The 26,050-nt window shown below is 67.0% G+C and carries 20 protein-coding genes and 1 pseudogene; 15 read left to right on the forward strand and 6 right to left on the reverse strand.

What is annotated here, in order from left to right:
- Positions 1-4: 4 nt before the first annotated feature.
- From H7J73_RS29680 to H7J73_RS29705, 6 genes are all read left to right on the forward strand, one after another.
- On the forward strand, positions 5-1,048 hold the full coding sequence (locus tag H7J73_RS29680) for an efflux ABC transporter ATPase subunit, DrrA-related (protein WP_264071399.1): 1,044 nt from the start codon (positions 5-7) through the stop codon (positions 1,046-1,048).
- The gene (locus tag H7J73_RS29685; protein WP_264071400.1) at positions 1,045-1,854 is read left to right on the forward strand and encodes an ABC transporter permease; all 810 of its coding nucleotides are present in this window, start codon (positions 1,045-1,047) and stop codon (positions 1,852-1,854) included. Before H7J73_RS29680 ends, H7J73_RS29685 begins: the two co-directional genes overlap by 4 nt.
- Entirely contained in the window at positions 1,854-2,690 is an 837-nt protein-coding gene (locus H7J73_RS29690) for an ABC transporter permease (RefSeq protein ID WP_264071401.1), read from the forward strand. The genes H7J73_RS29685 and H7J73_RS29690 overlap by 1 nt, the downstream gene beginning before the upstream one ends.
- A gap of 16 nt (positions 2,691-2,706) precedes the next feature.
- Positions 2,707-3,951 carry a phthiocerol/phthiodiolone dimycocerosyl transferase family protein gene (locus H7J73_RS29695; protein WP_264071402.1) on the forward strand — a complete coding sequence of 415 codons (1,245 nt, stop codon included), beginning with the start codon at positions 2,707-2,709 and terminating at the stop codon, positions 3,949-3,951.
- 240 nt (positions 3,952-4,191) lie between these two features.
- Positions 4,192-5,670, forward strand: a complete 1,479-nt coding sequence (locus H7J73_RS29700) for an APC family permease (RefSeq protein ID WP_264071403.1) — start codon at positions 4,192-4,194, stop codon at positions 5,668-5,670.
- Positions 5,663-6,469 carry an SDR family NAD(P)-dependent oxidoreductase gene (locus H7J73_RS29705; protein ID WP_264071404.1) on the forward strand — a complete coding sequence of 269 codons (807 nt, stop codon included), beginning with the start codon at positions 5,663-5,665 and terminating at the stop codon, positions 6,467-6,469. Before H7J73_RS29700 ends, H7J73_RS29705 begins: the two co-directional genes overlap by 8 nt.
- Positions 6,470-6,664: 195 nt before the next feature.
- On the opposite strand, the gene H7J73_RS29710 is transcribed toward H7J73_RS29705, so the two are convergent.
- Complete coding sequence (locus H7J73_RS29710) at positions 6,665-6,958, reverse strand: hypothetical protein (protein WP_264071405.1); 294 nt, start codon at positions 6,956-6,958, stop codon at positions 6,665-6,667.
- 141 nt (positions 6,959-7,099) lie between these two features.
- Between H7J73_RS29710 and H7J73_RS29715 the strand changes: the two genes are divergently transcribed.
- From H7J73_RS29715 to H7J73_RS29740, 6 genes and pseudogenes are all read left to right on the forward strand, one after another.
- A complete protein-coding gene (locus H7J73_RS29715; protein WP_264071406.1) occupies positions 7,100-8,050 on the forward strand; it encodes a PucR family transcriptional regulator in 951 nt (316 codons plus the stop codon).
- Between the two features lie 123 nt (positions 8,051-8,173).
- Positions 8,174-8,944 (forward strand): hypothetical protein, encoded by a 771-nt coding sequence (locus tag H7J73_RS29720; RefSeq protein WP_264071407.1) that lies wholly within the window; start codon positions 8,174-8,176, stop codon positions 8,942-8,944.
- Positions 8,835-10,145, forward strand: coding sequence for a hypothetical protein (locus H7J73_RS29725; protein WP_264071408.1), 1,311 nt, complete (start codon positions 8,835-8,837; stop codon positions 10,143-10,145). The genes H7J73_RS29720 and H7J73_RS29725 overlap by 110 nt, the downstream gene beginning before the upstream one ends.
- A gap of 36 nt (positions 10,146-10,181) precedes the next feature.
- Entirely contained in the window at positions 10,182-11,903 is a 1,722-nt protein-coding gene (locus tag H7J73_RS29730; RefSeq protein ID WP_264071409.1) for a PecA family PE domain-processing aspartic protease, read from the forward strand.
- Positions 11,904-12,117: 214 nt separating this feature from the next.
- Positions 12,118-12,324: pseudogene (locus tag H7J73_RS29735) on the forward strand (TetR/AcrR family transcriptional regulator); the annotation flags it as partial.
- A 90-nt stretch (positions 12,325-12,414) separates the two neighbouring features.
- The gene (locus H7J73_RS29740) at positions 12,415-12,810 is read left to right on the forward strand and encodes a hypothetical protein (protein ID WP_264071697.1); all 396 of its coding nucleotides are present in this window, start codon (positions 12,415-12,417) and stop codon (positions 12,808-12,810) included.
- A 246-nt stretch (positions 12,811-13,056) separates the two neighbouring features.
- Here H7J73_RS29740 and H7J73_RS29745 read toward each other — a convergent pair whose 3' ends face one another.
- Positions 13,057-13,932 (reverse strand): cyclopropane mycolic acid synthase family methyltransferase, encoded by an 876-nt coding sequence (locus H7J73_RS29745; RefSeq protein WP_264071410.1) that lies wholly within the window; start codon positions 13,930-13,932, stop codon positions 13,057-13,059.
- 225 nt (positions 13,933-14,157) lie between these two features.
- Here H7J73_RS29745 and H7J73_RS29750 point away from each other — a divergent pair, with 225 nt between their 5' ends.
- The gene (locus H7J73_RS29750) at positions 14,158-15,009 is read left to right on the forward strand and encodes a CPBP family intramembrane glutamic endopeptidase (protein WP_264071411.1); all 852 of its coding nucleotides are present in this window, start codon (positions 14,158-14,160) and stop codon (positions 15,007-15,009) included.
- 54 nt (positions 15,010-15,063) lie between these two features.
- Here the strand turns inward: H7J73_RS29750 and pks2 are convergent, their stop codons facing one another.
- Positions 15,064-21,294 carry a sulfolipid-1 biosynthesis phthioceranic/hydroxyphthioceranic acid synthase gene (gene pks2 / locus H7J73_RS29755; protein ID WP_264071412.1) on the reverse strand — a complete coding sequence of 2,077 codons (6,231 nt, stop codon included), beginning with the start codon at positions 21,292-21,294 and terminating at the stop codon, positions 15,064-15,066.
- Between the two features lie 157 nt (positions 21,295-21,451).
- Positions 21,452-22,192, reverse strand: a complete 741-nt coding sequence (locus H7J73_RS29760; protein ID WP_264071413.1) for a nitroreductase family protein — start codon at positions 22,190-22,192, stop codon at positions 21,452-21,454.
- 60 nt (positions 22,193-22,252) lie between these two features.
- Between H7J73_RS29760 and H7J73_RS29765 the strand changes: the two genes are divergently transcribed.
- Positions 22,253-22,792: a carboxymuconolactone decarboxylase family protein gene (locus tag H7J73_RS29765; RefSeq protein WP_264071414.1), complete on the forward strand. Its 540-nt coding sequence runs from the start codon at positions 22,253-22,255 to the stop codon at positions 22,790-22,792.
- 157 nt (positions 22,793-22,949) lie between these two features.
- Here H7J73_RS29765 and H7J73_RS29770 read toward each other — a convergent pair whose 3' ends face one another.
- Positions 22,950-23,807 (reverse strand): SDR family oxidoreductase, encoded by an 858-nt coding sequence (locus H7J73_RS29770; protein ID WP_264071415.1) that lies wholly within the window; start codon positions 23,805-23,807, stop codon positions 22,950-22,952.
- Between the two features lie 268 nt (positions 23,808-24,075).
- Between H7J73_RS29770 and H7J73_RS29775 the strand changes: the two genes are divergently transcribed.
- A complete protein-coding gene (locus tag H7J73_RS29775; RefSeq protein ID WP_264071416.1) occupies positions 24,076-25,203 on the forward strand; it encodes an LLM class flavin-dependent oxidoreductase in 1,128 nt (375 codons plus the stop codon).
- A gap of 75 nt (positions 25,204-25,278) precedes the next feature.
- Here H7J73_RS29775 and H7J73_RS29780 read toward each other — a convergent pair whose 3' ends face one another.
- Positions 25,279-26,019 (reverse strand): MBL fold metallo-hydrolase, encoded by a 741-nt coding sequence (locus tag H7J73_RS29780; protein WP_264071417.1) that lies wholly within the window; start codon positions 26,017-26,019, stop codon positions 25,279-25,281.
- Positions 26,020-26,050: the final 31 nt, after the last annotated feature.

Consider the following 26,050-nt stretch of genomic DNA (forward strand, 5'->3'; position numbering starts at 1 on the left):
AGCGATGTCGAAGTCCGGCAAGGGTTCCGGCGGGGGCTCCAACGGGGGTTCCAACGGTGGCTCTAGTAAAGGCGTCGTGGTTGACGGCATCGGCAAGTCGTTCGGTTCGGTCGACGCCTTGCGGGACATCTCCTTTGACGTCGGTCGCGGTGAGGTCGTGGCCCTGCTGGGCCCCAACGGAGCGGGCAAGACCACCACGGTGGAGATCCTCTCGACGTTGACGAAGCCGGATCGTGGACGTGCCACGGTGGCCGGCCACGATGTGGCCGGTGACCCGGCGATGGTGCGCCAGTCGATCATGCTCACCGGCCAGCATGTGGCGCTCGACGACATGTTGAGCGGCTACGAGAACCTGGTGATGTTCGGCCGATTGCAGGGCCTGAAGAAATCCGCCGCCCGGGCCCGGGCCCGGGATCTGCTGCGCGAGTTCGATCTGGAACAGGCTGCCGGTCGCCGCGTCGGCACCTATTCGGGCGGCATGCGCCGGCGCGTCGACATCGCCTGCGGACTGGTGGTGCGCCCCGAGGTGGTCTTTCTCGACGAGCCGACCACCGGGCTGGATCCCCGTAGCCGCCAAGCCGTCTGGGAACTGGTCACCACCTTCAAGGACGCCGGTATCGCGACCCTCCTGACCACTCAGTATCTGGAGGAGGCCGACGCGCTCAGTGACCGGATCGTCGTGATCGACCACGGCACCGTCGTCGCGCAGGGAACGGCCGACCAGCTCAAGGAGCGGACCGGGGGCACCTATTGCGAGATGGTGCCGCGTGACCTGGCTGACTTGGCGGCCATGGCCGATGCGCTCGGCTCGCTGCTGCCCGCGGCAAGCCGGGCCGCGCTCACCCCGGATTCCGACCGCATCACGATGCCCGCGCCCGACGGACCAAACACCCTGAGCGCAGCGTTGTGGCAGTTGAACTCGGCCCGAATCGAGTTGGCGGACATCGTGTTACGCCGCCCGTCGCTCGACGACGTGTTCCTCGCACTGACTGCGGACCCGGCCGTCGAAGGCGACACCGAGGTCTTGGCCCGTCAGGTGTCGTCGTGACCGTCCTGACCGCCAACCGACCCAGGCCATCCACCGTCCAGCAGTGGTGGGTGCTGACCGCGCGGATGGTCGTGCCCACGCTGCGTAACGGTGAGGTCGCGGTCGGCATCGCGGCGTCGGCGGCGGTCACTGCGAGTTTCTACATCCCGCTGAACCGGCTGATGTCCGGCCCAGATCTGCCGATGAGCAGCTATGCGCAGTACCTGATGCCCTTGATCGCCTTACAGGCCATCGCTTTCGCGTCGGTCTCCACCGCGTTCCGAGCCGCCACCGACGCGGTGCAGGGCCTCAATCGTCGGCTGCAGGCGCTGCCCATCGCCTCGGTGACGCCGGTGGCGGCGCGGATCACGGCCAGCCTGTACCGCTGTGTGATCGGGTTGGCCGTTGCGTTGGCCTGTGGATACGTCATCGGGTTCCGGTTTCACCGCGGCCCGCTGGCCATCACGGCGTTCTGTCTGCTGGTGTTGCTGACCGGCCTGGCGCTGACGTTCTTGGGTGACGTGATCGGCACCAATTCGCGCAATCCCGCGGCGACCACGCAGTGGTTGCTGTTACCGCAGCTGATCTTCGGTTACCTGTCGGTGGGACTGCAACCGCTGCACCGCTTTCCCGAGTGGATTCAACCGGTGGTCCGGGATCAGCCGGTATCGCAACTCGTCTACGCATTGCAGGCGCTGGCCGGGGACAGCGGGCAGTGGGCGGTCCCGGCCACCTGGTCGGTGGTCGGCCCGGCGCTGGCCTGGGCGGTGGCCATCATCGTCCTGACCGTGCCGTGGGCCGTCGTCGTCTACCGGCGGAGGGGTTGATGGCCGTGGTCAAGACGTTCTCGGCGCCGTTACGAGCCCATAACGACGGGGCGTACTGGGAAGATTCGCCGCGTCATCTGGTGTCGCACACCTGGGTGCTGACCGCGCGGCTGCTGGTGCGGTTGGTTCGCAACCCCGTCACGATCGTGCATGCGCTGATCCTCCCGGTGGGATTCCTGCTCACCCTCGACGTCGTCCTCGGCGACTCGATCACGGCGGCCACCGGCGAAGACGCCCTGTATCGCAGCGTGCCACTGGTGGCGTTGTTGGCCGCGATATCGGGCTCAAGTGCCGGCATGGTCGGGATCACCACCGAACGCCTCGACGGTTTCCTGGCCCGCATGTGGGTACTGCCCGTGCACCGCGCTGCCGGCCTGTCGGCGCGGCTGTTCGCCGAGATCATCCGTCTCGTCGCGACGACACTGGTCATCCTGGTCACCGGGTTGATCCTCGGGTTCCGCTTCCACCAGGGTCCCACGGCCGCGCTGGCGTGGGTGGCCGCGCCGGTGGTCTTCGGGGTGGCGTTTTCGGCCGTGGTCACCATGATCGCCCTGTACTGGCCCAAAGCGGTTCTGGTGGAGGCGATCCAGATCGTGGGCATGGTGGGCACCTTCTTCTGCACCGGGCTGGTACCGGTGGACAAGTACCCGGACTGGGTGCAGCCGCTCGTCCGCTATCAGCCGATGTCCACCGCCGTCGATGCGATGCGGGGCCTGTCGGTCGGCGGCCCGGTGCTGACCCCGATGCTCGGCACCCTGGCGTGGTCCGCGGGAATCTTCGCGGTATGCCTGTGGCCGATCATGGTGGGCTACCGCCGGGCCAGCACCAGCCGATAAAGAGGAGTACTCAGAAGTGTTTGGCGCATTACCGATTCGCTATCTGTCCCGCACCGAGGAGATCTTCGCGCAGGGTCGTAACTTCATCGGGATCACGCTGCGCCTTGGCGGCCGGATCGACGTGAGTGCGCTATCGGAGGCATTCGACACGCTGCTGCAGGCGCATCCGGTGCTTGCCGGCCAACTCGAGCCCGCCGCCGATGGCAGGCATCAGATCGTCGTCGACGACTACCTGCACCCGGGTATCTGGCTGGAGAAGGAGGACCCGGCCGCGGCCGAGCGGATGCCCGACCAGTCCGTGGCGCTGGTGAACCTGCGGGTGAAACTCGGCGACGAACGCTCTGAGGTGACGCTGTACACCCATCACGCGATGGCCGACGCCCATCACCAGTTCGCGCTGCTCGAGCAGCTGTTCGGGTGGTACACCGACCTGGTCGCCGGTGGCGAGATCGGTCCGGTCAAGGCCGATCCCACACCGCTGCCGCTGGAAGCCGTGCTCGAGCAGCGCGGCGTGGAGATGGGTAAGCGGTCCGGGCTCGAGCGCATGTTCCCGGCGATGTTCGCCTACGAACTGCCGCCGTCGCGCCGGAACCAGGACGGCGGGGAGCCCCTGCCGGTGCGCGTCCCGGCGGCCGAGTGCCGGCTGTCGCGGCAGGAGACCAGGGACCTGCTCGACCTGTGTTCCGCTCACCGGGTCAGCCTCAACGCGTTACTGGCGGCCGCGATCCTGGTGGCGGAGTGGCGGTTGCGGGGCACCCCCCATATCCCGATCCCGTATGTCTATCCGGTCGATCTGCGGTATTTCTTGACACCGCCGGTCGGCGCGACGGAAGCCACCAACCCGCTGGGCATGGCCATCTATCTTGCCGAGATCGACTCTGGTACCGATGTTTTGAGCCTGGCCACCGACATCGTCGAATCGTTCCGATCGGATCTGGCCGACGGTGTGATCCAACAATCGCTGCTGCACTTCCAGATTCAGTACGCGGGTAACCCACCGGGGCTGCCTGATGTCATCATGATGACCCAGGGCGGGGAGCTGCCGGCCGTGCGCACCCCCCCGGGGCTGGAGGTGGAGGAGTTCAGCACCGAGGTGCTGTTCGCGTCCGCGGCCGTGGTCGACATGTACTCCATCTGCACCTACGACGGGCAGCTGCTCATCGAATATCACACGCACGCGCCGGACCAGCAGCGCTACATCGCCGAGATCCGTGATGTGGTGACGGCAATCCCGGCCCAGTACACCGCGGTCACCGACTGACCCGCTGGGCTGAACCGTCCTCCTGGGCAACGGGTTAACGCGCGAGCCGAGGAGGATCGGAGGGGATACCCGGCTCCGCCGGTGTTCTCGACGTTGTGCTGACGGTCCAAGGCCGGCGCCTGACGTTGTGGCGCCAGGACATGGATACGGGATCTCGATCGCGGAATAGTCCAGTGGGTAACGCCTTGCGCTGCGCCTCCGGGAGCTGTGGCCAGGCTACCGGACGATGCGAGGAGCAGAATGACCGTAGAGAAACCTGCGCCCCAAGAGAGGGTGAACACTGCTGCAGCACAGAGGCTTTCGAGCGATAACGGGCTGGCTGCGGGTGTTATCACCGCTCGGGAAGCGCTCTTTCAGGCAGTGAGCCATCTTGGACCGGCCGCGGGCATCGTCATCTTGGCGCCGGTGATCGCCGGCTTGGTTGGTGGGTCGTCCCCCTTACTGCTGCTCGCGGCGATGGCCGCCGTCTTGCTGACCGGTCTGTGTGTGGTGTCGCTGGCCCGTAAGTTGCCCTCGGCCGGTGGCTATTACGCGTATGTCAGCAACAGTCTGGGTGGCCGGGCCGGGTTCGTCACATCGTGGTCCTACTTCCTCTATGACCCTCCGCAACCGGCATTCATTCTGCTGGCCACGGGCGGCATCCTGCAGCCCGTGATCGACCAGCAACTCGGAATCAACATTCCGTGGTGGCTTCTGACGCTGGTCTTGTTGGCGATCGTCACGGCGCTGACGTTGTTCGGTGCCAAGTTGTCCGCTCGCGCGACGGTGCTGCTAGGCGTCTTCGAAACGGTCGTCATCGTGGCCTATGCGGTCGCCGTCCTCTTCCATACCGGCGAGGTGACGGCCGAACCGTTCACCTTTCCGCACGTGGACTCCCAGCAGGCGCTCTTCCTGGCGTTTGCGTTCAGTGTCTTGCTGTTCACCGGCTTTGAATCCGCGGCACCGCTGGCCGAAGAGACTGTCGAGCCGCGCAAGGTGATCCCGCGGGTGGTGATGTTGTCGATTCTGCTCGTCGGCGCAGTGTGGGTCTTCGTCGACTATGCGCTGGTGGTCGGCTGGGGCGTCGACCAGGCGACCGGCATCGCCGATGAGCCCAGTCCCTTCTTCACCTTGGCCAACGCGGTGGCTCCGTGGTTGTGGATCCTGCTGGCGTTCGCACTGCTCAACAGCGCGCTGGCGATCTCGCTCGCCGGCGTGAACGCCGGGTCGCGGGTGATGTTCTCCCTCGGCCGTGCCGGGCTCTTCCCGAAGCCGTTCGGGCGGACCCACCCCAAGTGGAAGACACCGTGGACGGCAATCTTGTCGACCGCCGCGTTCAACGCGGTGTTGGCGGTGGCGGTCGGTGCCTGGTTGGGGCCCGTCCCCGGCGCAGCGTTCATCGGCCTGATCATCACCCTGGGGGTGATCGTGGTGTACATCCTGGGCAACCTGTCGGTGCCGGTGCTGTACTGGAAGCGGTATCGGCAGGAGTGGAATCTGTTGCGGCATGCGATTATTCCGGCCGTTGCGACTGCGGTGCTGCTGCTCGGTCTCTACTACTCGCTGTGGCCGATCCCGGCCTATCCCAACAACATCGTGCTCTACTTCGTGGCCGGTTGGCTGGCGCTGGGGATCGCGATCGCCTTCACGCTGTGGCGCTCGCACCGCGCTGAGTTCGAGGCTGCCGGCGCGGTGATTTTCACAGGTGACAATTCGTCCGAGGAAGGTCAAGATGACTGACGTGATCGAAACCAATGCGGTGGCAGCACCGTCGATTCCGTTGAGTCTGCACGGTCGGACCGCCGTCGTGACCGGCGCCGCCAGTGGCATCGGTCGGGCGATCACGCTGGCCTTTGTCCGCGCCGGTGCGCAGGTCGTGGCGGCAGATATCGACGAAGCCGGTGTACAAGCCACGGCGGAACTGACAGATGACGTCGACCGGGTGTTGCCGTTTCGCGCTGACGTCAGCAGTGAGACCGAGATGCGAGCACTCGTCGACGCCACCATCGCGCGGTTCGGGCGCCTCACCACACTGGTCAACAACGCTGCGGTATCGCTGCCGGGCACGGTGGTCGAAACCTCGCTACAGGACTTCGACCGGAGCTTCGCGGTCAACGTCCGTGCCGCATTCGTGGCATGTCAGTTGGCGATTCCGCACATGCTGGCCGCCGGTGGCGGCAGCATCATCAACATGGGTTCGGTGAACAGCCTTGTCGCGGAGAGGATGCTGTCGTCTTACTGCGTCAGCAAGGGAGCACTGCTCATGTTGACCAAGAGCGTGGCACTCGATTTCGCCGACGCCGGGGTTCGCTGTAACTGCATCTGTCCGGGATGGGTCGATACCCCGATCAACCTGGCTCACGCCGAACGCCTCGGTGGCCTGGAGACCGTGCGGGCGTCGTTGCCTCAATGGCAGCCGCTGGGACGCGAAGGGCGTCCCGCCGAGATCGCCAACGTCGCAGCATTTCTGGCCAGCGACCTGTCCAGCTTCATGACAGGCAGCGCAGTGGTGGTCGACGGCGGCATGACGGCCGCGTGAGCCGGCTGTGTCGGCCGTAGCGACGCTGGCCGACCTCGTCGAGGTCCTGGATGCCGAGGTGTTGGAGGCGCCGCAAGGCGTGGCCAGCCCGGTTGGGCGGCTGGTGGTTTTCGACGAAGCGGACTTCGCCTCTGACGGGCCGGGAATCCCTGCCGACGCGATCGTGCTGTTGGTGGGCGCCGCGCCCGATCTGGTTCAACGCTTGGCCCACACTACGTTGTCGCAGAACGCCTTCAGCGCGCTCATTGTTCGAGGTGCGCTGTCGCCGACGGTGCACGACTTCGCCTTGAGTGCCGGGGCAGCGGTTCTGCGGGTCGCGGAGCAGACGAGCTGGAACGAAGTCATGCGCCGCGTCGAGCGGATCAGTGCCGGGGGAGCGGTCAAGACCTCGGGGGCGCCACCAGGGTCGCTGGATCTGTTCGGGATAGCCGACGCTGCGGCGTCGATTGCCGGCGGTCCGGTGACGGTCGAGGATTCTCTGCACCGCATCCTGGCTTACTCTGCTGACCAGTCCGACACTGACCATGTTCGGATACAGACGCTGCTGCACCGGCGAACTCCAGCCGAGGTGGTCGATCGATTGCGGCGCGACGGCACTCTGCGGGCATTCTGTCGTCGCGAGAACCGACTGTGCTGCAGCAGATCTCACCGGATGCGACCGCCAGGCTGGTGGTACCGATTCGCAGCGACCAGGAGATCTTGGGCCTGTTATGGGCCGCACTGCCCCCGGATGCGGCGCCCCCTGGCCCCGATGTGTACGCCGGATTCCTACGTTGCGCCGACCGCGCGGCGACCCACCTGGTACAACTCGGCGGTGTCCTCGGCCGGGTACAGCGTATCGAGGTCGAACACCTGGCGCGCCTGTTGCACAGCGGCGACGGGTCCGACTACGCCGGACAGTCGCAATTGCTGCCCGACGGCATCAACTGGGTGATCGCCGCGGCGTTCGATCTGACTCCCGATCGGAGAACACATGCCAAGTCGCGGGTAGTACACCTACTGGATCGCGCCCGGCTCACCGGAGACGTCCAGCTGATCGTCGGCGACCTGAATGACCTTCTCTACGTGGTGGTCTCGACGCCCAGCGCCGATGCCGCGGTGATCGACAGGGTGGTCGGCCTGTTCTCCGAAGTGCCGGGGATCTACATCGGGTTGAGCGCCCCTGCGGTCGGAAGCGGGCAGTTGCCGCAGGCGAGACTTCAGGCGCAACGAGCCCTCTCGGTCGCCCGGTACGGACACGCACGGCGGCGGGTGGCGAAATTCGACGACGTCTGGCCGACCGCTGCGCTGCTGCGGCTGGCGACCAGTCCGCTGGCCACTGAAATCGTGTGCAACGGCCCGGTCCCCATACTGGTGGCTCTTGACCAGGAAAACGGCACCGAATACGTCAAGACGTTGCGCGAATACCTGCTCACCACCGACCCTCGTGCCGCCGCCGCTCGCCTCAACGTTCACGTCAACACGGTCAGATATCGGATCGCCAAATTGCGCGAAGAAGTTGCCCTCGATATCGAGGATCCGCTGGCTCGACTCGTGATGACCCTGCAACTGACCCTGATCCAGTTGCAGCAGGACCGCTGAGCGCGATGGTGCCGGCGCAGCGCCTGAAATTTCACTGTGCACATGCTTGACGCATGTGTCCGCCGGGTTTTACGGTGCTCTTTCGCCGCTATGTATTCAAGATTTGGCTGACGATTTCTGGAGTTGGGGGACGCCGTGGCCGCGCGCCGGTTTGTCGATCGCGATATCCCGGGGCGGTCGACGCCCCTCGTTGCCACCGTGGCATTGGCGGGATTCGCCTCGGCGGGTGCTCTGGTCGCTGTGCTCAGTGGGTCGCTCACGGCGCCAACCGTGACGGTCTCCGGTATTCAGCTGGCGTCGACCGAGACCTCGCTGATCCCGCTGAGTCCGGACACCAGCTCGACAGACACCGACTTCTGGTTGCTCAGCGGTCACGGCTCGACCGATCAGGCTGCCGCGTCCTCCGCGGATCGCATCGCCGCGGTGCAGGCCGCTTCGCCGGTCGTCGGACCGGGCGGGTGGCTGATCGGCGACGGCCTGGACGCAGCTTCGAACTGCACCGGAAATGCGTGCAACGGCGGCAACGGCGGACTGCTCGGCGGTAACGGCGGAAATGGCGCCAACGGCGGCGACGGCCTGGACGCAGCTTCGAACTGCACCGGAAATGCGTGCAACGGCGGCAACGGCGGACTGCTCGGCGGTAACGGCGGAAATGGCGCCAACGGCGGCAACGGCGGCAACGCCGGCCTGTTCTTCGGCAACGGCGGCGACGGCGGCGACGGCGTTCAGGCCACCTACTTCCCCAACGGCTCGCTGGCCACGGAGGCCAAAGCGGGCGGCAACGGTGGTCCTGTTCTTCGGCAACGGCGGCGACGGCGGCGACGGCGTTCAGGCCACCTACTTCCCCAACGGCTCGCTGGCCACGGAGGCCAAAGCGGGCGGCAACGGTGGTAATGGCGGGCTGTTTTTGGGCAACGGCGGTGAGGGCGGCGCGGGCGAGGCGGCCGTCTACAACGCAACGACCGGATTGTTGGCGTCGATCGCCACCAACGGCGGCAACGGCGGCAACGGCGGTCTTCTGCTGGGCAATGGTGGCTCCGGCGGAGTCGGCGGCGGCAACGACAACATCTACGCAAACAACACGACGGCAGTCGGTGGCAATGGCGGCGACGGTGGCAACGGCGGCTGGCTCAGTGGTGATGCCGGCAGCGGCGGCGACGGAGGCGCAGCCTCCGCTGCATCGGTAAATGCCGTCGGCGGTGTCGGTGGGGCGGGTGGACAGGCCACGCTCGGCACCGGTGGCACCGGTGGCGCCGGCGGACAGGGCAAATCCGTGATCCTGCGCGGCACCGGCGGGGCAGGCGGGGCGGGCGGGGCCACTTTGGTTGGCAGCGCAGGTTCCGGAGGTGTTGGCGGCGAGGGTATTTCGACCCAATCGGTCGGCACCGGAGGGGTCGGCGGGAACGGCGGGACGACCACCATCGGCAATGGCGGCGCCGGCGGGGCAGGTGGGCGTGCCGAAACCGCGACCGGCTACGGCAACAACTATTACGCCTACGGCGGCACGGGAGGCTTGGGCGGCGGCACGAGTCTGGGCACCGGCGGAGCTGGCGGGAACGGCGGGGCGGCAGTCTCGACCAATTACGGCAGCGCGCTCGGCGGTCTCGGAAACACCGGCGGGGCAGTGACCGTCGGCACCGGTGGCGTCGGTGGTAGCGGAGGCAAGGCCGACTCTGTCTACAACTACGCCCAGGGCGGTAACGGGGGCAGCGGCGGCAACAGCTTCGGCGGTGACATCCCCATCCTCGGCACCGGGGGACGGGGCGGCAACGGCGGCGACGCCCACTCTCAGTATCAGAGTGCGACGGGTGGCACCGCCGCTCCCGGTGGGCCCGGTGGGTTGATTCTCGGCACCGGCGGCCGAGGTGGCACCGGCGGCAGCGCAACGGTCGACGGCACCGGTACCGCTAGGGGCGGGGCAGGTGGCTCCGGCACCATCGGCGGCCTGTTGGGCGGTACCGGGGGCAACGGCGGCACCGGAGGCTCCGCCATCGCGCCGCGTGGGACCACGAATCCGGGCAATGGTGGCGTCGGCGGTTCCGGTGGTTACGGCGGCCACCGCGGTTCGCCCGGAAATAACGGCGGCACTTCGTAATGACGTTCTGACCTTTCACAGGGCTGGGGGAAACTGATGGCACAGAAGTCGAAGACGACGGCCGGCGGACGGCATCGCAAACCATCCCGGGTGCATCACTCATACGGGTGGCTGGGAGCGGGCGCGGTCACGCTGGGTATCGGCGCGGCACTGGCGTCGGGCAGTGCGGTCGCCGCAGCCGATAGCGGACAGTCGGGCGGTTCGGGCGCCGGTAACTCGACGTCGAGCACCAAACCGGCTGTATCCGCTACCCATTCGCGCGGACCAGCACGCACGGTGTCGTCGTCGACGGCCGCGGTGTCTGCCGGTCCGGCCAAGGCGGTGGTTGCCGCGGCACCTTCGTCGTCGTCCGTGCCCTCGTCTGCAAAGACAACCGCAGCACCTCTGAGTCGTGCCAGTCACGCCGTCCTGGCCAAGCCGAAGCCGACAGCCGGGGCAACGACCACCTCCGACGCAGCAGCAGCCACTGACGGTTACGGCGACACGTCCTACCTTCCGGACAACCAGGTCATCGTCCCCGGCGCGGCAGTGAAGTTGGCTTTGCAGCAGATAGCCGATGCGCAACAAGTCCTGCAGGCGCAGACCTGGGGTACTGGCAACGTCATCGCCGGGCTGGTTTCGCTTGTGCCCCAGGCTATTCTGGCTCAATCAGCGTTGTCCTTGACGACCTGGCAGAACAGTATCGAGGGTGCGCAGACTGCGGTGGCCAACACCGTCAACATTCCGATCGCGCATGAACTGGCCGAACTCTCCCTCATTGGGACTCTGCTGCTGCCGTCGGTCGCGGGAGTCGCGCTTGACGTGGCCGCTCTCACCACACCGCTGGTCGGGCTTTTCGGTGCGCCCGCTGCCGCAGCGGAGGCGTCTGCCCTCATCGGCCAGGCCAAGCAGAACGGTCAGGTGTACGCCGTCCGACTGATGCGCACGGTCGAGACCACCCAGCAGATCGTCTATCTCTCCGTCAACGGTGGCCCGATGGTGCCTGTCTTGCTCGACTCCGGATCCTCCGGACTCTCCATTTTGGGCAAGTACGTCGGCCAAGAGAACCTCGGCCCCGCTACCGGATCAGGTTCGAGCGGTTATGGCGACGACACCATTTCGGTGCGGTACTACTACCACACCTACAACACGACAATCGATTTCGGGGGCGGCGCCGTGACTGCTCCTGTCAGTGTCATGGTCGTTGACCCGGGTTCGGAAGCGGTGTACGACAACTACGGTCACGCCTCGGCCGGCTTCGTCGGTGTGTTGGGCATCGGAGCGAACCCCGGGGGTGGAACGACGCCGAATGCTCTGTTGCCGGGGGAGCTCAAAGACGGAATCATGGTGTACCAGAACATCCTTGGCCCGTTCGGACTAGTTGTCTTCGGGCCCAACCCACTGCCTTCCCGGGCCTCGGTCGCGGGTGCTTCGATCGGCAATTTCCAGGTCAAGATCAATGACGGGCCGAGCACTCTGGTGCGGGGCAATATCGATTCTGGTGGTGTCAATGGCAATTTCCCGGCCTCCGTCGCCGGCAGCGCTGCCGACGGGACAGGCCTCAAACCCGGTACGAGGGTCAGCGTCTACACCGCCGACGGTCTCACCCTGCTGTACACCTACACGATCACCGCTTCAAACAGCCCCACGATCTATGACGACTCGACCGCCGAGGCATCGCGGCCGAACACCGGCAACATCCCGTTCCAGCAAGGGCCGATCTATCTCGACTACAGCACGCCCGGCGGCCTCGGCACCACGTACTTCGATTTCCTCTGACCGCGGCCGGAACTGCGGCCCACGCCGAGTCGAATTCAAGGGGGCAGAACATCGCGCGGCAACGCGCGCATGTCTGTACGGTTGACGTGTTGCCCGGGACCTTGGTAGCGCTGCACTGATACGGCGGCCTAAGGGGGATGCCAAGATTCTTCACGCTCAGAACAGTTTTGGCGCGGTGACCAGCGTTAATGTCGGCCTCGATAAATCTCTTGCCGTGAGATTCGGCGAGTCGGACTGCGAAACCTCGCCTTGCCGTATCGATCATCATGCGCCCAATCCCGATCCTCAGCTACGTCAGGCGATCGCCAGCGCGACCCTCGACTTGGCCTCCCGCCGCGGTTACCCCATGGTCAGCGTCGCTGAGATCGCCGCCGCTGTCGGAGTGAGCAAAAGGACATTTCACGGCGTGTTTGCGCATAAGGACGCGGTCATTGTGTCGATTTTCGAGACCATCGTGTCGGCCGTATGCGACGAAATGAAGCCTCACCCAAATCCGCAGGAAGTCCTTTTCATGGCAACGACGAAGGTGCTCGGCGACATCGCCGATGGGTGCGGCGTGGTATCGGTTCCGCACCTGACGGCGGCAACCGTGGTGGTCACCAAGAGCCCGCACCTTCAGCGCCAGATCTCTGCGATGCGCCGGCAACGGATGCCTGCGGCACTGGCTGCTCATCTTGGTGTCGAGGCGGCAGATCCGTGCGTACAGGGCGCGGTCCGACTGTGGTCAGCGGTTGTCGCCGCCTGCTACCAGACGGACATCGGAGCAGGCGCCGAGGTCAGATCACGCCTGGACACAACCACTCCGCACCGGATGAGTCAGCGGTTGGAACACACCTACCGGTTCGTCATCGGAGATGCCGGTGGGTCCGGCGAATCGCCGGAAGAGGTCGTACCGCGGCCGGCTTGATCAGCCAGACAAGTGCCGCAGCTCCGCGTCGATGATGCGTCGGGTGCCACGCAAGCGCTCGTCCACCACGATGTCGTCCACCACGATGTCGTCCACCACGATGTCGGTCAGCGACATCGGGCCCACCACGAAATGGTGTGCCGCACCGGCCGTCAGGGCCGCGAAGCCGGGGTCTTCGTCTGCTTCGAAGCGTAGTTCCCAGCCGATTCGATGAATTCAATCAACCCGTCTGGTCTGAATCCAGACTCACTTCGCCAAGGTGAACTGATTGACGTCGATGTAGCCGACCTTGAAGCCGTGCGCACAGCCGGTGAGGTAGTGCATGTAGCGGTCGTAGACCTCTTCGGACTGGATCGCGATGGCGTCGTCCTTGTGTGCTTCCAGCGCTGCCGCCCAGGTGTCCAGGGTTCTGGCGTAGTGCTTCTGCAGTGACTGGGTGCGGGTGAGGTTGAATCCCGCCTGGGTGGCGTGCTCGCCCACCATTTCGATCGTCGGCAGGTAACCGCCCGGGAAGATCTCGGTCAGGATGAATTTGACGAACCGGGCCACGGAGAAGGTCAGTGGCATGCCTCGCTCGGTCATCTGCGGCAGTGTGAGGGCGGTGATGGTGTGCAGCAACATCACGCCGTCATCGGGCAGCACCCGGTAGGCCATGGCGAAGAAGTCGTCCCAACGGTCTTTGCCGAAGTGTTCGAACGCGCCGATCGACACGATGCGGTCGACCGGCTGCTCGAACTCCTCCCAGCCCTTGAGCAGCACTTCCTTCGAACGAGGGGAGTCGGAGGAGGCGAACACCTGCTCGACGGAGGCGTGCTGGTTTTTGCTGAGGGTCAGGCCGATCACGTCGACGTCGTAGCGTTCGACGGCACGCAGCATGGTCGAGCCCCAGCCGCAGCCGACGTCGAGCAGCGTCATACCCGGTTGCAGCCCCAGCTTGCCCAGTGCCAGGTCGACCTTCGCGAGCTGCGCTTCCTCCAACGTCATGTCGTCACGTTCGAAGTACGCACAGCTGTAGGTCTGTGATGGATCGAGGAAGAGCCGGAAGAAGTCATCGGACAGGTCGTAGTGGGCCTGCACATCGTCGAAATGCGGCTTCAGGGGCTTGCGGGTCTTCTTATCCATGGTGATGGGCCTTCTGACTCGGCGGCGGCGGCTGCTTCGGCGTCAGGCAATTATGGCGCGGATTACCGAAAGGGTCCCGGTGATGGGCATCGAGGTTGCCTGGTGACCTGCGGAACGCCGGACTCGGCGTCGGAGCCCGAGCGGACGTTAAAGTGACGTGGGCGCCGTACCGGGCCATCGCTTGTCGACGAGATTGACACTTTTAAGGAGATCGTCCTGCGTCGGGTGTTGTCCTTTCCGCTGATCTGGATGGTCATCGGCACGGTCTCGGTGTTCCTGCCCAACGTGATCCTGGCGCGCGTCGGGGCGGAGATGGGCGCGACCGGTGCCATCGTGACCGCACTGCTCGGCGCAGCAGTCGGACTGGTGTTCTACCAGCTCACGATGAGGTATGTGGCCGTGCGCCCGACCCCCGAGCTCGCCCCGCGCAGGTTCGCCCGCGAGATGCTGTTGGGTCTCGCCGTCGGCTCGGCCTTCATCGGCGCTGCGGTCCTCGTCGTCGCCGCCGCCGGTGTGTATCGGGTCGTCTGGGCGCCGCGCGACGCTCTCGCCACCGTCGTGTTTGCGTTGGCGGTCAGCGCCGGCGCTGCCATCGTCGAGGAACTCACGTTTCGCGGCGTGATCTTCCAGGCCGTCGAGCAGCTGGGCGGTCCGCGGATCGGACGCTGGATCGCCCTCGTTGTCACCGCCCTGCTCTTCGGCGGAGTCCATCTGCTGAACTCCGGGGCAACACCGTGGAGTTCTGTCGCCGTTGCCATCGAGGCCGGCATCCTCCTGGGCGCTGCGTTCATGTGGCGCGGCAATCTGTGGTTCGTCATCGGAATCCACTTCGCCTGGAACGTGATCGAAGGACTACTGGGCATCCCCATCTCAGGTCACCACATTGCCGGCCTGTTCCTCACCACCGTGCACGGACCCGATGTCCTCACCGGTGGTGACTTCGGACTGGAGGCGTCGGTTGTTCCGGTCGTCGTCAGCCTCGCGCTCGCGATCCCCATGCTGATCGCCGGCGAGCGCCGACGCGCCCGCCAGGGAGGGCAGCACCAGTTCCCTGAAGCCTCTGACGATTTCAGCTAGCTCCACGACCAAGACGGTCCTAGACCACGACTTGGTCTGGGCGCTCGGTGTCTCCTACCCCACCGCCACCGGTGTCAGCGCCTCCATCAGATGCCCGGCCAGGGTGCGCACCGTGTTATAGGTGACGATGGTCTTGGGCGTGACGCGCACACCCGTCTGGGTCTCGATGTGGGTGCGCAGTTCCAGGTTGCCGAGCGAGTCCAGCCCGTGCTCGGCGAACGGCCGGTCGGGGTCGACCGGGCGACGCAGGATCAGGCTGACCTGGTCGCTGACCAACCGGCGCAAGCGGTTCGGCCATTCCTCGGGCGAGAGGGTGCGAAGCTCCGCGAGTACGGCGGCGCCGTGAGAGTCGGTGCCGGCGTCGGCGGTGGCGAACGCTTCGGCGAAGGGGCTGCGGGCGGCCAGGGAGGCGAGCCACGGCGCCCCCGCCAACGGCAGGTAGCCGGTGAAGCCCCGGTCGTAACGCAGCAACGCGCGGAACGCGTGGGCACCGTCAGCCGGACTGATCATCGTGGTGTCACCGCGCTGCGCAAGTCCCGCGCCCTTGCCGATCTGATCCCATGCGCCCCAGGCGATTGCGGTCGCAGGCAGGCCCTGGCTGCGACGCCAGGCGGTGAACGCGTCCAGCCAGCTGTTGGCTGCCGCGTACGCGCCCTGGCCGGGTGAACCCAGGAGCGCTGCCGCCGAGGAGAAGCTGCAGAACCAGTCCAGTGGCTGCCCGGCGGCCGCCTGGTGCAGATACCAGGCGCCGTACACCTTGGGTGACCAGTCGCGGTCGATCAACTCGTCGGTGATGTTCGCGACCGTCGCGTCGTCGACGACCGCGGCCGCATGCAGCACACCGTGCAGCGGTAGCCCGGTGGCCGTGGCCGCAGTCACCAGCCGGGCCGCGGTGGCGGGGTCGGCGATGTTGCCGCACTCGACGACGATGTCGGCACCTTTGGCCTTGAGTTGGTCGATCGTCTTCTGCGCCTGAGGGTTCGGCTGTGATCGTGAGGTCAAGATGATCCGTCCGCAACCGGCCGAGGCCATCGCCGCCGACAGGAACAATCCGAGGCCGCCGACACCGCCGGTGACGATGTACGAGCCGTCTTTGCGGAACACCTTGGCGCGAGTCGGTGGCACAGCCACCCCGCTCTGGCTGCCCGCCGGGATGCTCAGCACCAGCTTGCCGGTGTGCTGGGCGGCGCTCATCTCACGAATCGCGTTGCCCGCCTGGGCAAGTGGCCGCGCGGAGTACTCAGGTGCGGGCAGGGTGCCGTCGCCGACCAGGCCGTACACCGTGCGCAGCAGATCGCCGATCTGGCGGGGTGCGGCATTGCTCATCAGCAGCAGGTCTGCGTAGTAGAAGACCAGGTTGCGGCGGAAGGGATATAGATCGACACGGGTGTGCTCGTACACATCGCGCTTGCCGATCTCCACGAAGCGACCGCCGAACGCGAGCAGTTCCAGCCCGGCCCGTTGCGCCGCGCCGGTCAGCGAGTTGAGTACCACGTCGACGCCGTAGCCGTTGGTGTCACGGCGGATCTCTTCGGCGAAATCAGTTGTCCGCGAATCGTATACGTGCTCGATACCCATCGTGTACAGAAGTTCGCGTTTGGCCGGGTTGCCTGCCGTGGCGAAGATCTCCGCGCCGGCGTGCCGGGCGATCGCGATCGCCGCCTGCCCGACGCCGCCGGTCGCGGAATGAATCAGCACCCGGTCACCGGCCTGGATACGGGCCATATCGTGCAGGCCGCACCATGCGGTGGCGTAGGCCGTCGAGATCGCCGCTGCGACCTCGGTGGTCATTCCGTCAGGCAGTGTCGCGGCCAGGCGCGCGTCGCAGGTGACGAACGTGCCCCAGGCGACGGCGTCGGCGATGGCACCGACGCGGTCGCCCACTTTGTGGTCGGTCACCCCAGGTCCGACCGCGGTCACCGTTCCCGCGAAATCGACGCCCAGGCCTGGCCGTTCGCCGTCCGCGGTGAAGTATCGGCCGAACGCGAGCAGTACGTCGGCGAAGTTGATACTCGACGCGCTGACCGCCACCTCGATCTGCCCGGGTCCGGGCGCCGGGCGGTCGGCAGTCACGAACTCGAGGCTGTCCAGGTCACCCGGGGTGCGAATGTCCAGGCGCATGCCGTCGCGGGTGGTGTCGACCACGGCGGTGCGGCGCTCACCGGGCTTGAGCGGGCTCTGCTGCAGCCGCGCAGCGAACCAGGATCCGTTGCGCCATGCCGTCTCGTCCTCGGTTGAGCCGCTGAGCAGCTGGTCGGCCACCACGTCCGCCGCGGTGAGTCCGTCGACGTCGATCTGGGTCGGCCGCAGCTCCGGGTGCTCGGCGCCGATGACCCGCAGCAGGCCACGCACGCCGCCCTGATCGAGGTTGATCGGGTCTTTCGCGCTCACGGCCAGCGCGCCGCGGGTGACGACATACAACCGCGGCGGCTCACCGTCGGTGTTCAGCAGTTCCTGCGTGACGTGCACGAGTCGCTCGACCAGCTCGCGCCCCCGGGACAGCGACGCCTCGGTCGGCTCGGCGTCGGCGGGCGCGGTCAGGACCACGACGCCCTCGCACGGGACGCCTGGTGTCAGAGTGGTTCGACACTCGCCGCCGCGGCTCGTCAGGGCCGCCGAGAGCTGTGTTCCGAAGTCGCCTTCGCCGGTCGCGAGTAGCAGCCAGGTGCCTGCGGTGGCGTCGGGGGCCGGTTCGGGGCGCGGCCGTTCCTCCCACTCGACTGTGAGCAGGCGCTCGGACAGGACACGGTCGCGCTCACTGGCCTTCGAGCTTCGGCTGCCCATCCGCAGGCCTTCGACCTGCGCGACGACCGCGCCGTGCGCGTCCACGATGTCCAGATCGGCGACGATCGCGGTGCCGTCCGACGACACGATCCGGGCCAGGCAGTACTTCGCGTCGCGGCCGGCGCCGAAGCGGCGCAGCCGCGTCACGCTCAGTGGCAGCAGCAACCCACCGTCGGGGCGACCGGCTGCCCGCAGCCCCGCGGCCACCGACTGGAAGCATGCGTCGAGCAGCGCCGGATGGATGCCGTAGCCGGCCTGCTGGGAACGTAGTTCGCTGGACAGACCGACCTCGGCGAACAGAGTCGAGTCGACGCCGTCGGCCGAATGCACGGCGACGAGGGCGGTGAACGCCGGGCCGAACTGGATCCTGCGGGTGGCGAACCACTGCCGGATCTCCTCGCCGGACATCCGGTTCGGATGCGCAGCGAGCAGGCCGGCGATGTCGTGGCCGGCCGGGCGGGCGGTGTCCCCGGCGGCGCGCAGGATCGCGACGGCCTGGCGGATCCGCTCGCCGTCCTGGTCGGTCTCGACCTCGAACTCCGCGGCGCCGGTCCCCACGGCCGTCGCCACAGCGGTGACCTCGGTGGACTCGTCGAGCAGCATCAGCTGTTCGAACTGGATGTCACCCACCTCATGGTGGTCGCCGAACATCGTCTGGGCGGCGGCCAGCGCCATCTCGCAGTACGCGGCGCCGGGGTAGGCGGCGACATTGTTGACCTTGTGATCGATCAGCCACGGCAGCTTGCCGGTGCCCACATCGGCCTGCCAGGCATGCCTTTCCGGTACCTCCGGCAGCCGGACGTGTTCGCCGAGCAGCGGGTGCACGGCCACGGTGGTCGCGCCCTGCTGCGCGGAAGTGCTCTCACCGGAGCCGATCAGCAGCGGGTGGTCGTGGGTCCACGTGGGCAGCGGCGCGTCGATCAGCCGGCCCTGCGGGTACAGCGTCGAAAAGTCCACGGCGGCACCCGCGCCGAAGAGGTCGGCGATGAAATCACCCAGGCCGTGCGGCTGCTCCTGCTCGCGCCGCATGGCCGGGATGGCCGCCACCGCGATGTCGGCGACCTTCGCGGTCTGCTCGACGCCCCGCATCAGCAGCGGGTGCGGGGACAGCTCACCGAACACCCGGAAGCCGTCGTCGAGCGCGGCCTGAACCGCCGTCGCGAACTGGACCGGGCGGCGCAGGTTGTCGACCCAGTACTGCGCGTCGCACCGGGGCGTCGCGCGCGGGTCGTCGAGCGTGGCCGAATAGAACGGCACGGTCGGGGCGGCCGGGGTGAGATCGGACAGGACCTCGGCGAGTTCCGCCAGGATCGGATCGACCTGCGGGGAGTGTGAGGCGACGTCGACGGCCACCTCGCGCGCCATGATTTCGCGACGTTCCCAGCCGGCGATCAGGTCGCGGACCGTCTGCGGTGCACCGCCGATCACGGTGGATTGCGGCGAGGCGATCACCGAGACCACCACGTCGGTGATGTCGGCGGCGGCCAGCTCGTCGCGCACCTGGGCCACCGGGAGTTCCACCGAACCCATCGCACCGCCACCGGCCAGCCGAGCGCACAGCAGCGAGCGGCGGCAGATGACCTTGACGCCATCTTCGAGCGAGAGCACCCCGGCGACCACCGCGGCCGCGACCTCGCCGAGGGAGTGACCGATAACCGCACCGGGGCGTACCCCGTAGGACATCGCGGTCGACGCCAGCGCGACCTGCATCGCGAAGATCACCGGCTGGACCCGCTCGATGCCGACGACCGTGGTGGGTGCGGTCATCGCCTCGGTGATGGAGAAGCCGGACTCCTGGGAAATCAGCGGTTCGAGCTCGGCGATCGTCTGGGCGAAGACCGGTTCGGTCTTGAGCAGCGCGACGCCCATCGCCGCCCACTGCGACCCCTGCCCGGAGAACACCCACACCGGGCCGAGATCGTCGTGCCCCGCCGCGGGCGGGTACTGCGTGTCGCCGTCAGCGATCGCGCGCAGGCCGGCGAGCAGCTCGGCGGTGGTGTCGGCCAGCACTGTCGTGCGCACGGTCCGGTGGCCGCGCCGGCAGGCCAGGGTGTAGGCCAGATCGGCTGTCGGCAGGGCATCGGGATGGCCCGCCACCCAGTCGGCGAGCCGGCGGGCGGTGTCGCGCAGCGCGTCGGCCGACGTGGCTGACAGCGGGAACATCTGTGCCCCGGCCGGCTGCGGCGTCGCCGCGAAGACATCGCTTCCGGCCTGCTCGAGCACTGCGTGGACGTTGGTCCCCGACATGCCGAACGAGGAAACGCCCATCCGTCGGGGTCCGCCGTCGACCGGCCAGTCGAGCACCTGCTGCGGCACGAACAACTTGGTGTCGACCTGGGCCAGCTCGTCGGGCAGGGCGGTGAAGTGCAGCGTCGCCGGCACTTTCGCGTCGCGCAGCGACATGATCGCCTTGATCAGCCCGACCGCACCGGCCGCGGACTCGGCATGCCCGACATTGCTCTTGACCGAGCCCACCGCGCACGGCCCGGTTGTGCCGTACACCTGGGCCAGGCCGGTGAACTCCAGCGGGTCACCGACCGGGGTGCCGGTGCCGTGGGCCTCGACCACGCCGACCGACTGTGCGTCGACCCCGGCCGCCGCGAGTGCGGCCCGGTACACCGCAACCTGAGATTCCCGCGAGGGCGTGGTGATCGTTTCCGAGCGGCCGTCCTGATTGGCCGCCGTTCCGCGGATGACGGCGAGAATGCGATCCCCGTCGCGCTCGGCGTCGGCCAGGCGCTTGAGGAGCAGCACCCCGCAGCCTTCGGAGCGCACGAAGCCGTCGGCGGCGGTGTCGAACGGGCGGCAGCGTCCATTCGGCGACAACATGCCCTGTGCGGAGGCTGACGCCGTCACCGACGGGGTCAGCATCACCATCGCGGCCCCGGCCAGCGCCAGGTCGCTCTCGCCGTCGTCGAGGCTGCGGCACGCCAGGTGCACGGTGAGCAGTCCGGTGGAACAGGCGGTGTCGACGGTCAGTGACGGTCCCTTGACACCGAGCGTGTAGGAGATGCGCCCCGACGCCATGCTGAACGGAGTGCCGGTGAAGCTGTACGCCTGATCCAGGGCGCCCGCGTCGCGGGTCAGCACCGTGTAGTCGTCGTGCGACAACCCGACGAAGACACCGGTCGCCGAACCCGCCAGCGACGTGGGCGCGATACCGGCGTGCTCGACGGCTTCCCACGCGGTTTCCAGCAGCAGTCGGTGCTGGGGGTCGATCGCGGTGGCTTCCCGTTCACCGATGCCGAAGAACGAGGCGTCGAATCCGGCGACGTCGTCGAGGAAGCCGCCCCAGCGCGATACCGACCGGCCGGGAACACCACGTTCGGCGTCGTAGTACTCGTCGCCGTCCCAGCGGTCCTTGGGGATCTCGGTAATCAGATCGTCGCCGGCCAGCACGGCCTGCCACAGCTGTTCGGGGGAGTCGATACCGCCAGGTAGGCGACAGGCCATTCCGATCACCGCGACGGGCGTGACCAAAGGTTCGCTGGGGGCAGCCACAGTGGGATCCTTCACATTCGAATATTTGCCAGTGTGCTCGTCATCAGGCCGGGCCGGCTGGGCGGCAGGTCGGCGTTGCAGCTTCTGGTTGCGCGTAGAAAGGTCCGGCGCGGGTTGCGGCCAGCTTAACTGACGTGGCAGTAAGTAGTGCCAGGATTTACCCGTCGAGCCAGGCGCGGTTTCCGTAGCCGTCGAGGTGGACCACCTCTTCGACTGGTTTGCGCGTCGTCGGCCCGTAGCGGCCGCGCGGCCAGCCCAGCGGGATCACGCAGTACGGCGTCACCGATGCCGGCAGGCCGAGGATCCGTCGCGCCGAGGTGACACTCCACAGGGGCAGGGTGATCAGGTTCGCGCCCAAGCCCATCGCGCGGGCCGCGAGCAGCAGGTTCTGCACGCTCGGGTAGATCGATCCGGCGACGCCGGTGGCGAGCACATGTGGCGCTGGTACGTAGGGCACGATGCCCGCGCGGGGCCCGCCGCCCAGGCACGGCACGACGAGGACGGGGATCTCGGCGAAATGGTCCACCTGCCATTGGACGGCCCGCAGGAGCTTGGCCATCGGGTCATCGGTGGTGACGAGCTCGCGCCGAAGACCACGCCCGATCGTCCAGGGGCGATACTGCGTGGCCAGCGCCACCGACCAGGCCTGCCGGTAGCGCGCGGCCAGCTTCTCCTTGACGGCGCGGTCCTTGACGACGACGAACTCCCAGTTCTGGCCGTTCGACCCCGTCGGCGCCCGCAGCGCCAGTTCGATGCACTTGCGCACGATGGCGTCGTCCACCTCGTCGGGTAGGACCCGACGAACGGCCCGCTGGGTCATCATCGCTTCCCGCATCGGCATGTCCAGGCGGGCGAAGGCCTCGTCGACAGTGGGGATGACAGTGGGGATGTTCGTCATGCCTGCGACGTTACGGCTCGCGCCTGCAGGCCCGGAGCGCTGTCGGTGTCTAATGGCGCGATGACATCGCCGCGTATCCCTCCCGGTGGCCGGCGTGAGCTCGGCCTGATCGGGTGGCTCTGGTGCAAGTTCGCCGCCTGGGCCTGGAAAATCCCCGAGTTCCATCTGTTCACGGTGCTGGCGCAGCACAAGGGCATGTTCTGGACCTGGGGACCGTTTTCCGGTTATCTGCTGAACTTCGGCCGGCTGCCCAAGCGCGACACCGAGCTGGCGATCCTCCGGACGGCCCACCTGCGCCAGTGCGAGTACGAGCTCCAGCAACACCGACGGCTGGCCCTCAAGCGCGGCGTCGACGCCCAGACGCAGGCGAAGATCTTCGCCTGGCCTGCAGCCGACGGGCTCTCCGACCGACAGCAGGCGCTGTTGACGGCGGTCGACGAACTGGTGGCCGATCGCACGATGACCGAGTCGAGTTGGCGGTCACTGGAGGGCCATCTGGACCGGCGTCAGCTGATCGAGTTCGTCACGCTGGTGGGCCAGTACGACGCGCTGGCGATGACGCTGAACACCCTCGGCGTGCCGATGGACTACCCGGACTGATCAGAACTGGGGGCGCCGGAGGGGACGGGAGAATGCCGGAGGGGACGGGATAACAAAGTGCCCGCCCAATGAGCGAATCGGAATTCGCTCGCTAAGCGGGCACTTCGAGATGTCACTCCCGCGCCGGGACGTCTGGGACTGGCGTGGTTGCCGGGAACTAGCTCTGCTCAAGCACGCCGAGAGCCGCCTGCGCGCGATCCTCGTAGCGCTTGCGCTCGGTGCGGTCGAACGTCAGGAAGACGGTGTCGGTGCCCATCTTCTTGTTCAGGAAGCGGCGCGCCTTCGGGGGCAACATCCCGGTGAGCGAAGCGGTGAACCGCAGGGGTGCCGGCACCGACAGGTGGGTGCGCTTGGGGTTGTCGAGCGCTTTGACGATTCCGGCCGCAATGTCCTCGGGCTGCACCGGTTTGGTCGCCGAGGTGGTCTCGGTCCCGGAGATGAGCTCGGTGTTGGTGAAGGTCGGCATTACGACCGTCACGTTGACGCCCTGCGGGGCGAACTCGTCAGCCAGTGCGGTGGACAGTCCGACGACGGCGAACTTGCTGCCCGCGTAGACCACCTGGCCGGGCACGGCCACCATGCCTGCCATCGACGCGATGTTGATGATGTGCCCGCGATGCCGGCGGACCATCTCCGGCAGTACCAGCTGACAACCGGTCAGCACACCGTAGAAGTTCACCTCGACGGAGCTGCGGATCGCGCCCTCGGTCTGCTCGAGGAACGGCCCGACCGACATCACTCCGGCATTGTTGACCAGCACGTCGATGTGCCCGTCCCCGTCGGTGCGGGCCTTGTCGAGGAACGTCTCGAATGAGTCGCGGTCGGTGACGTCGAGCGGGTGACCCGACACCATGCCAAGGCCGCTCAGGCCGGCGACCGCGGACTCGAGAACTGCGACGTCGCGATCGCCGATGACCACCCGCGCGCCACGGGCCAGCAGTGCTTTCGCCGTGGCGTAACCGATGCCGCGGGCGGCACCGGTGATGGCGATCGTCTTACCCCGGATGTTGTCCATGCGGCGAAACTTTACACGTGTCAACTTTTCGCGCAAAGAGTCGCAAAGGGTTCGATGACGGGGTTCCGGCGGTTGCTGCGCTTGCCTTCACGGTGAGTAAATGGCTGAGGACATGGCAGGCCCGGAATGCAGCCGCTGGTCGCGCGTTGGACCCTGGTGTGATGTTCATGCGCGTAGCTCAGGACGATCCGCCGGCGGCACCGCTGCTGGTCCGGTCCGGGCGCTTCCGTGCCGCGTATCCAGACAATCGATATGCGGAGGTCTCGCCGTGAACGTGCCACTCGCCATCCTCGACCTGGCGCCGATCAGCGCGGGTTCCGACGCTGCCACCGCGCTGCGCAACACCGTCGACCTGGCGCAGCATGCCGAGCGGTTCGGTTATCGGCGCTACTGGCTGGCCGAACACCACTTCGTCGCCGTTGCCAGTTCCTCTCCGGCTCTGGTGATCGGGCAGATCGCGGCCGCCACCAACAGGATTCACGTCGGAGCCGCCGCTGTTCAACTCGGCTTCACCACCGCCGTCGCGACCGTCGAGAACTTCGGCATCCTCGATGCATTCCACCCCGGCCGGATCGATCTGGGTGTCGGGCGATCGGGTCAACGACGGACCGAAGCGCAGAAGGAGTCCCCGGCCACCGAATCCCCGGAACCGCCCAAACCGCCGGGTGAATGGCGCGAGATCGACGGTGTCGTCGTGCCCCCGCCGTTCGATCTGCGCACATTGATGCGCAGCGACCGGATGCGCGCGCAGATGTCGGTCATCCAACAACCAGAGGCGCAGGTTCCCGATTTCGCCGATCAGGTCCGCGACATCCTGGCGATGATCGACGGCAGTTATCTGGTCAATGGAGTCGACGTGCATGTCGTGCCGGGCGAGGGTACTGCCCTCGTGCCGTGGGTGTTCGGCAGCAGCAAGGGGCAGAGCGCACAGGTGGCAGGCGAATTCGGGTTGCCGTTCGTGGCGAGCTACCACATCACCCCCGGGACCGCGCTGGATGCAGTTGCGGCCTACCGCAGCGCTTTTCGTCCGTCGGTCACCCTGGCAGAGCCGTACGTGGTGGCCTCGGCCGATGTTGTCGTCGCCGAGGATTCGGCGACCGCGCGGCATCTGGCGTCGAGCTACGGAGCCTGGGTGCACTCGATCCGGGCGCGTGGGGGCGCCGCTCCCTACCCCGATCCCGACGACTTCACCCCGCTGACCGATGAGCAGGAGTTGATCGTCAAGGACCGCACCGCAACGCAATTCGTCGGTGACCCGGACGAGGTCGCCGACCGGCTCGAGGCCCTGCAGCGCGTCACCGGCGCTGACGAACTGGTGATCACCTCGGTGACCCACCGGCACGAGGACCGGTTGCGCAGCCACGAACTGATCGCCAAACGCTGGGGACTGACCTAGTGCCGATCCGGGAAGGTAAGTACCGCAAGCAGGTCCGGCGCCACCCGGCCTCGACGATTTGGTCGCTTCGAGTGATCATGGTGTCGCCTGCTCGGCCAGGTAGCGGATGGGTCCACGCCACAGATCGCCGTGCCCGGGAACCAGCACATCGGTGTCGAGCATGGCCAGGGCGGCCAGGCTGCGCACACAATCGGTCTCGTTGTGGTTGAACACCCGGTGCAGCAGCTGTGGTCCGCGTCTTGTCGAGACCGGATGGCCGGTGACCAGCGCGTCCCCACTGATCAGGACGCCGTCGACGAGGTAGGAACAATGCCCACCGGTGTGCCCTGGCGTGGGGATCGCCATCGGCTGTCCCGGCAGCTGTGCAGCGACGGACTCGGTCAGCGCCTGCGCGGAGGAGATCCGCCCGCGGGTGAAGGCACCCTTGCGGCTGATGTCCATCGACCACTTGAGCCAGCGAGGCTGCCAGGCATGCAGTGTGACGTCGAGGGGCGAGGCCTGTTCGAGGTATTCACGTTTGGCGTGACCGACCTCATCGGCATGGCAATAGACGGGTGTGCCGCACTGGTCGGCGAACCAGAGTGCCGAACCGAAATGGTCAATGTGGGCGTGGGTCAACAGAATTGCGCTGACGTCGGCCGCGTTGTAACCGAGATCGCGCAGGGAGGCCAGTACCTCGGCGCGCTGACCCGGAAATCCGGAATCGATCAGGAGGACCCCGTTGTCGTCGGCGACGACCGTCCAGTTCACCAGGTCTGTCTTGGCGAAGTGAACGCGATCGGTTACCTGTTCGAGCGTGGCTGGTGCAGGTGCCATCGGGCGAGTCTAGATAAGGGAGTAGAAAAGA

This window comes from Mycolicibacterium komossense (assembly GCF_025822605.1).
Classification (GTDB): Bacteria; Actinomycetota; Actinomycetes; order Mycobacteriales; family Mycobacteriaceae; genus Mycobacterium; species Mycobacterium komossense.

Excerpts from the sequence above, each read along its gene's own strand:
- H7J73_RS29680 (WP_264071399.1), top strand. The coding sequence starts at position 5 with ATGTCGAAGTCCGGCAAGGGTTCCGGCGGGGGCTCCAACGGGGGTTCC.
- H7J73_RS29690 (WP_264071401.1), top strand. The coding sequence starts at position 1,854 with ATGGCCGTGGTCAAGACGTTCTCGGCGCCGTTACGAGCCCATAACGAC.
- H7J73_RS29700 (WP_264071403.1), top strand. The coding sequence starts at position 4,192 with ATGACCGTAGAGAAACCTGCGCCCCAAGAGAGGGTGAACACTGCTGCA.
- H7J73_RS29705 (WP_264071404.1), top strand. The coding sequence starts at position 5,663 with ATGACTGACGTGATCGAAACCAATGCGGTGGCAGCACCGTCGATTCCG.
- H7J73_RS29710 (WP_264071405.1), bottom strand. The coding sequence starts at position 6,958 with ATGCGGTGCAGAGAATCCTCGACCGTCACCGGACCGCCGGCAATCGAC.
- H7J73_RS29730 (WP_264071409.1), top strand. The coding sequence starts at position 10,182 with ATGGCACAGAAGTCGAAGACGACGGCCGGCGGACGGCATCGCAAACCA.
- H7J73_RS29740 (WP_264071697.1), top strand. The coding sequence starts at position 12,415 with ATGGCAACGACGAAGGTGCTCGGCGACATCGCCGATGGGTGCGGCGTG.
- H7J73_RS29745 (WP_264071410.1), bottom strand. The coding sequence starts at position 13,932 with ATGGATAAGAAGACCCGCAAGCCCCTGAAGCCGCATTTCGACGATGTG.
- H7J73_RS29760 (WP_264071413.1), bottom strand. The coding sequence starts at position 22,192 with ATGACGAACATCCCCACTGTCATCCCCACTGTCGACGAGGCCTTCGCC.
- H7J73_RS29765 (WP_264071414.1), top strand. The coding sequence starts at position 22,253 with ATGACATCGCCGCGTATCCCTCCCGGTGGCCGGCGTGAGCTCGGCCTG.
- H7J73_RS29770 (WP_264071415.1), bottom strand. The coding sequence starts at position 23,807 with ATGGACAACATCCGGGGTAAGACGATCGCCATCACCGGTGCCGCCCGC.
- H7J73_RS29780 (WP_264071417.1), bottom strand. The coding sequence starts at position 26,019 with ATGGCACCTGCACCAGCCACGCTCGAACAGGTAACCGATCGCGTTCAC.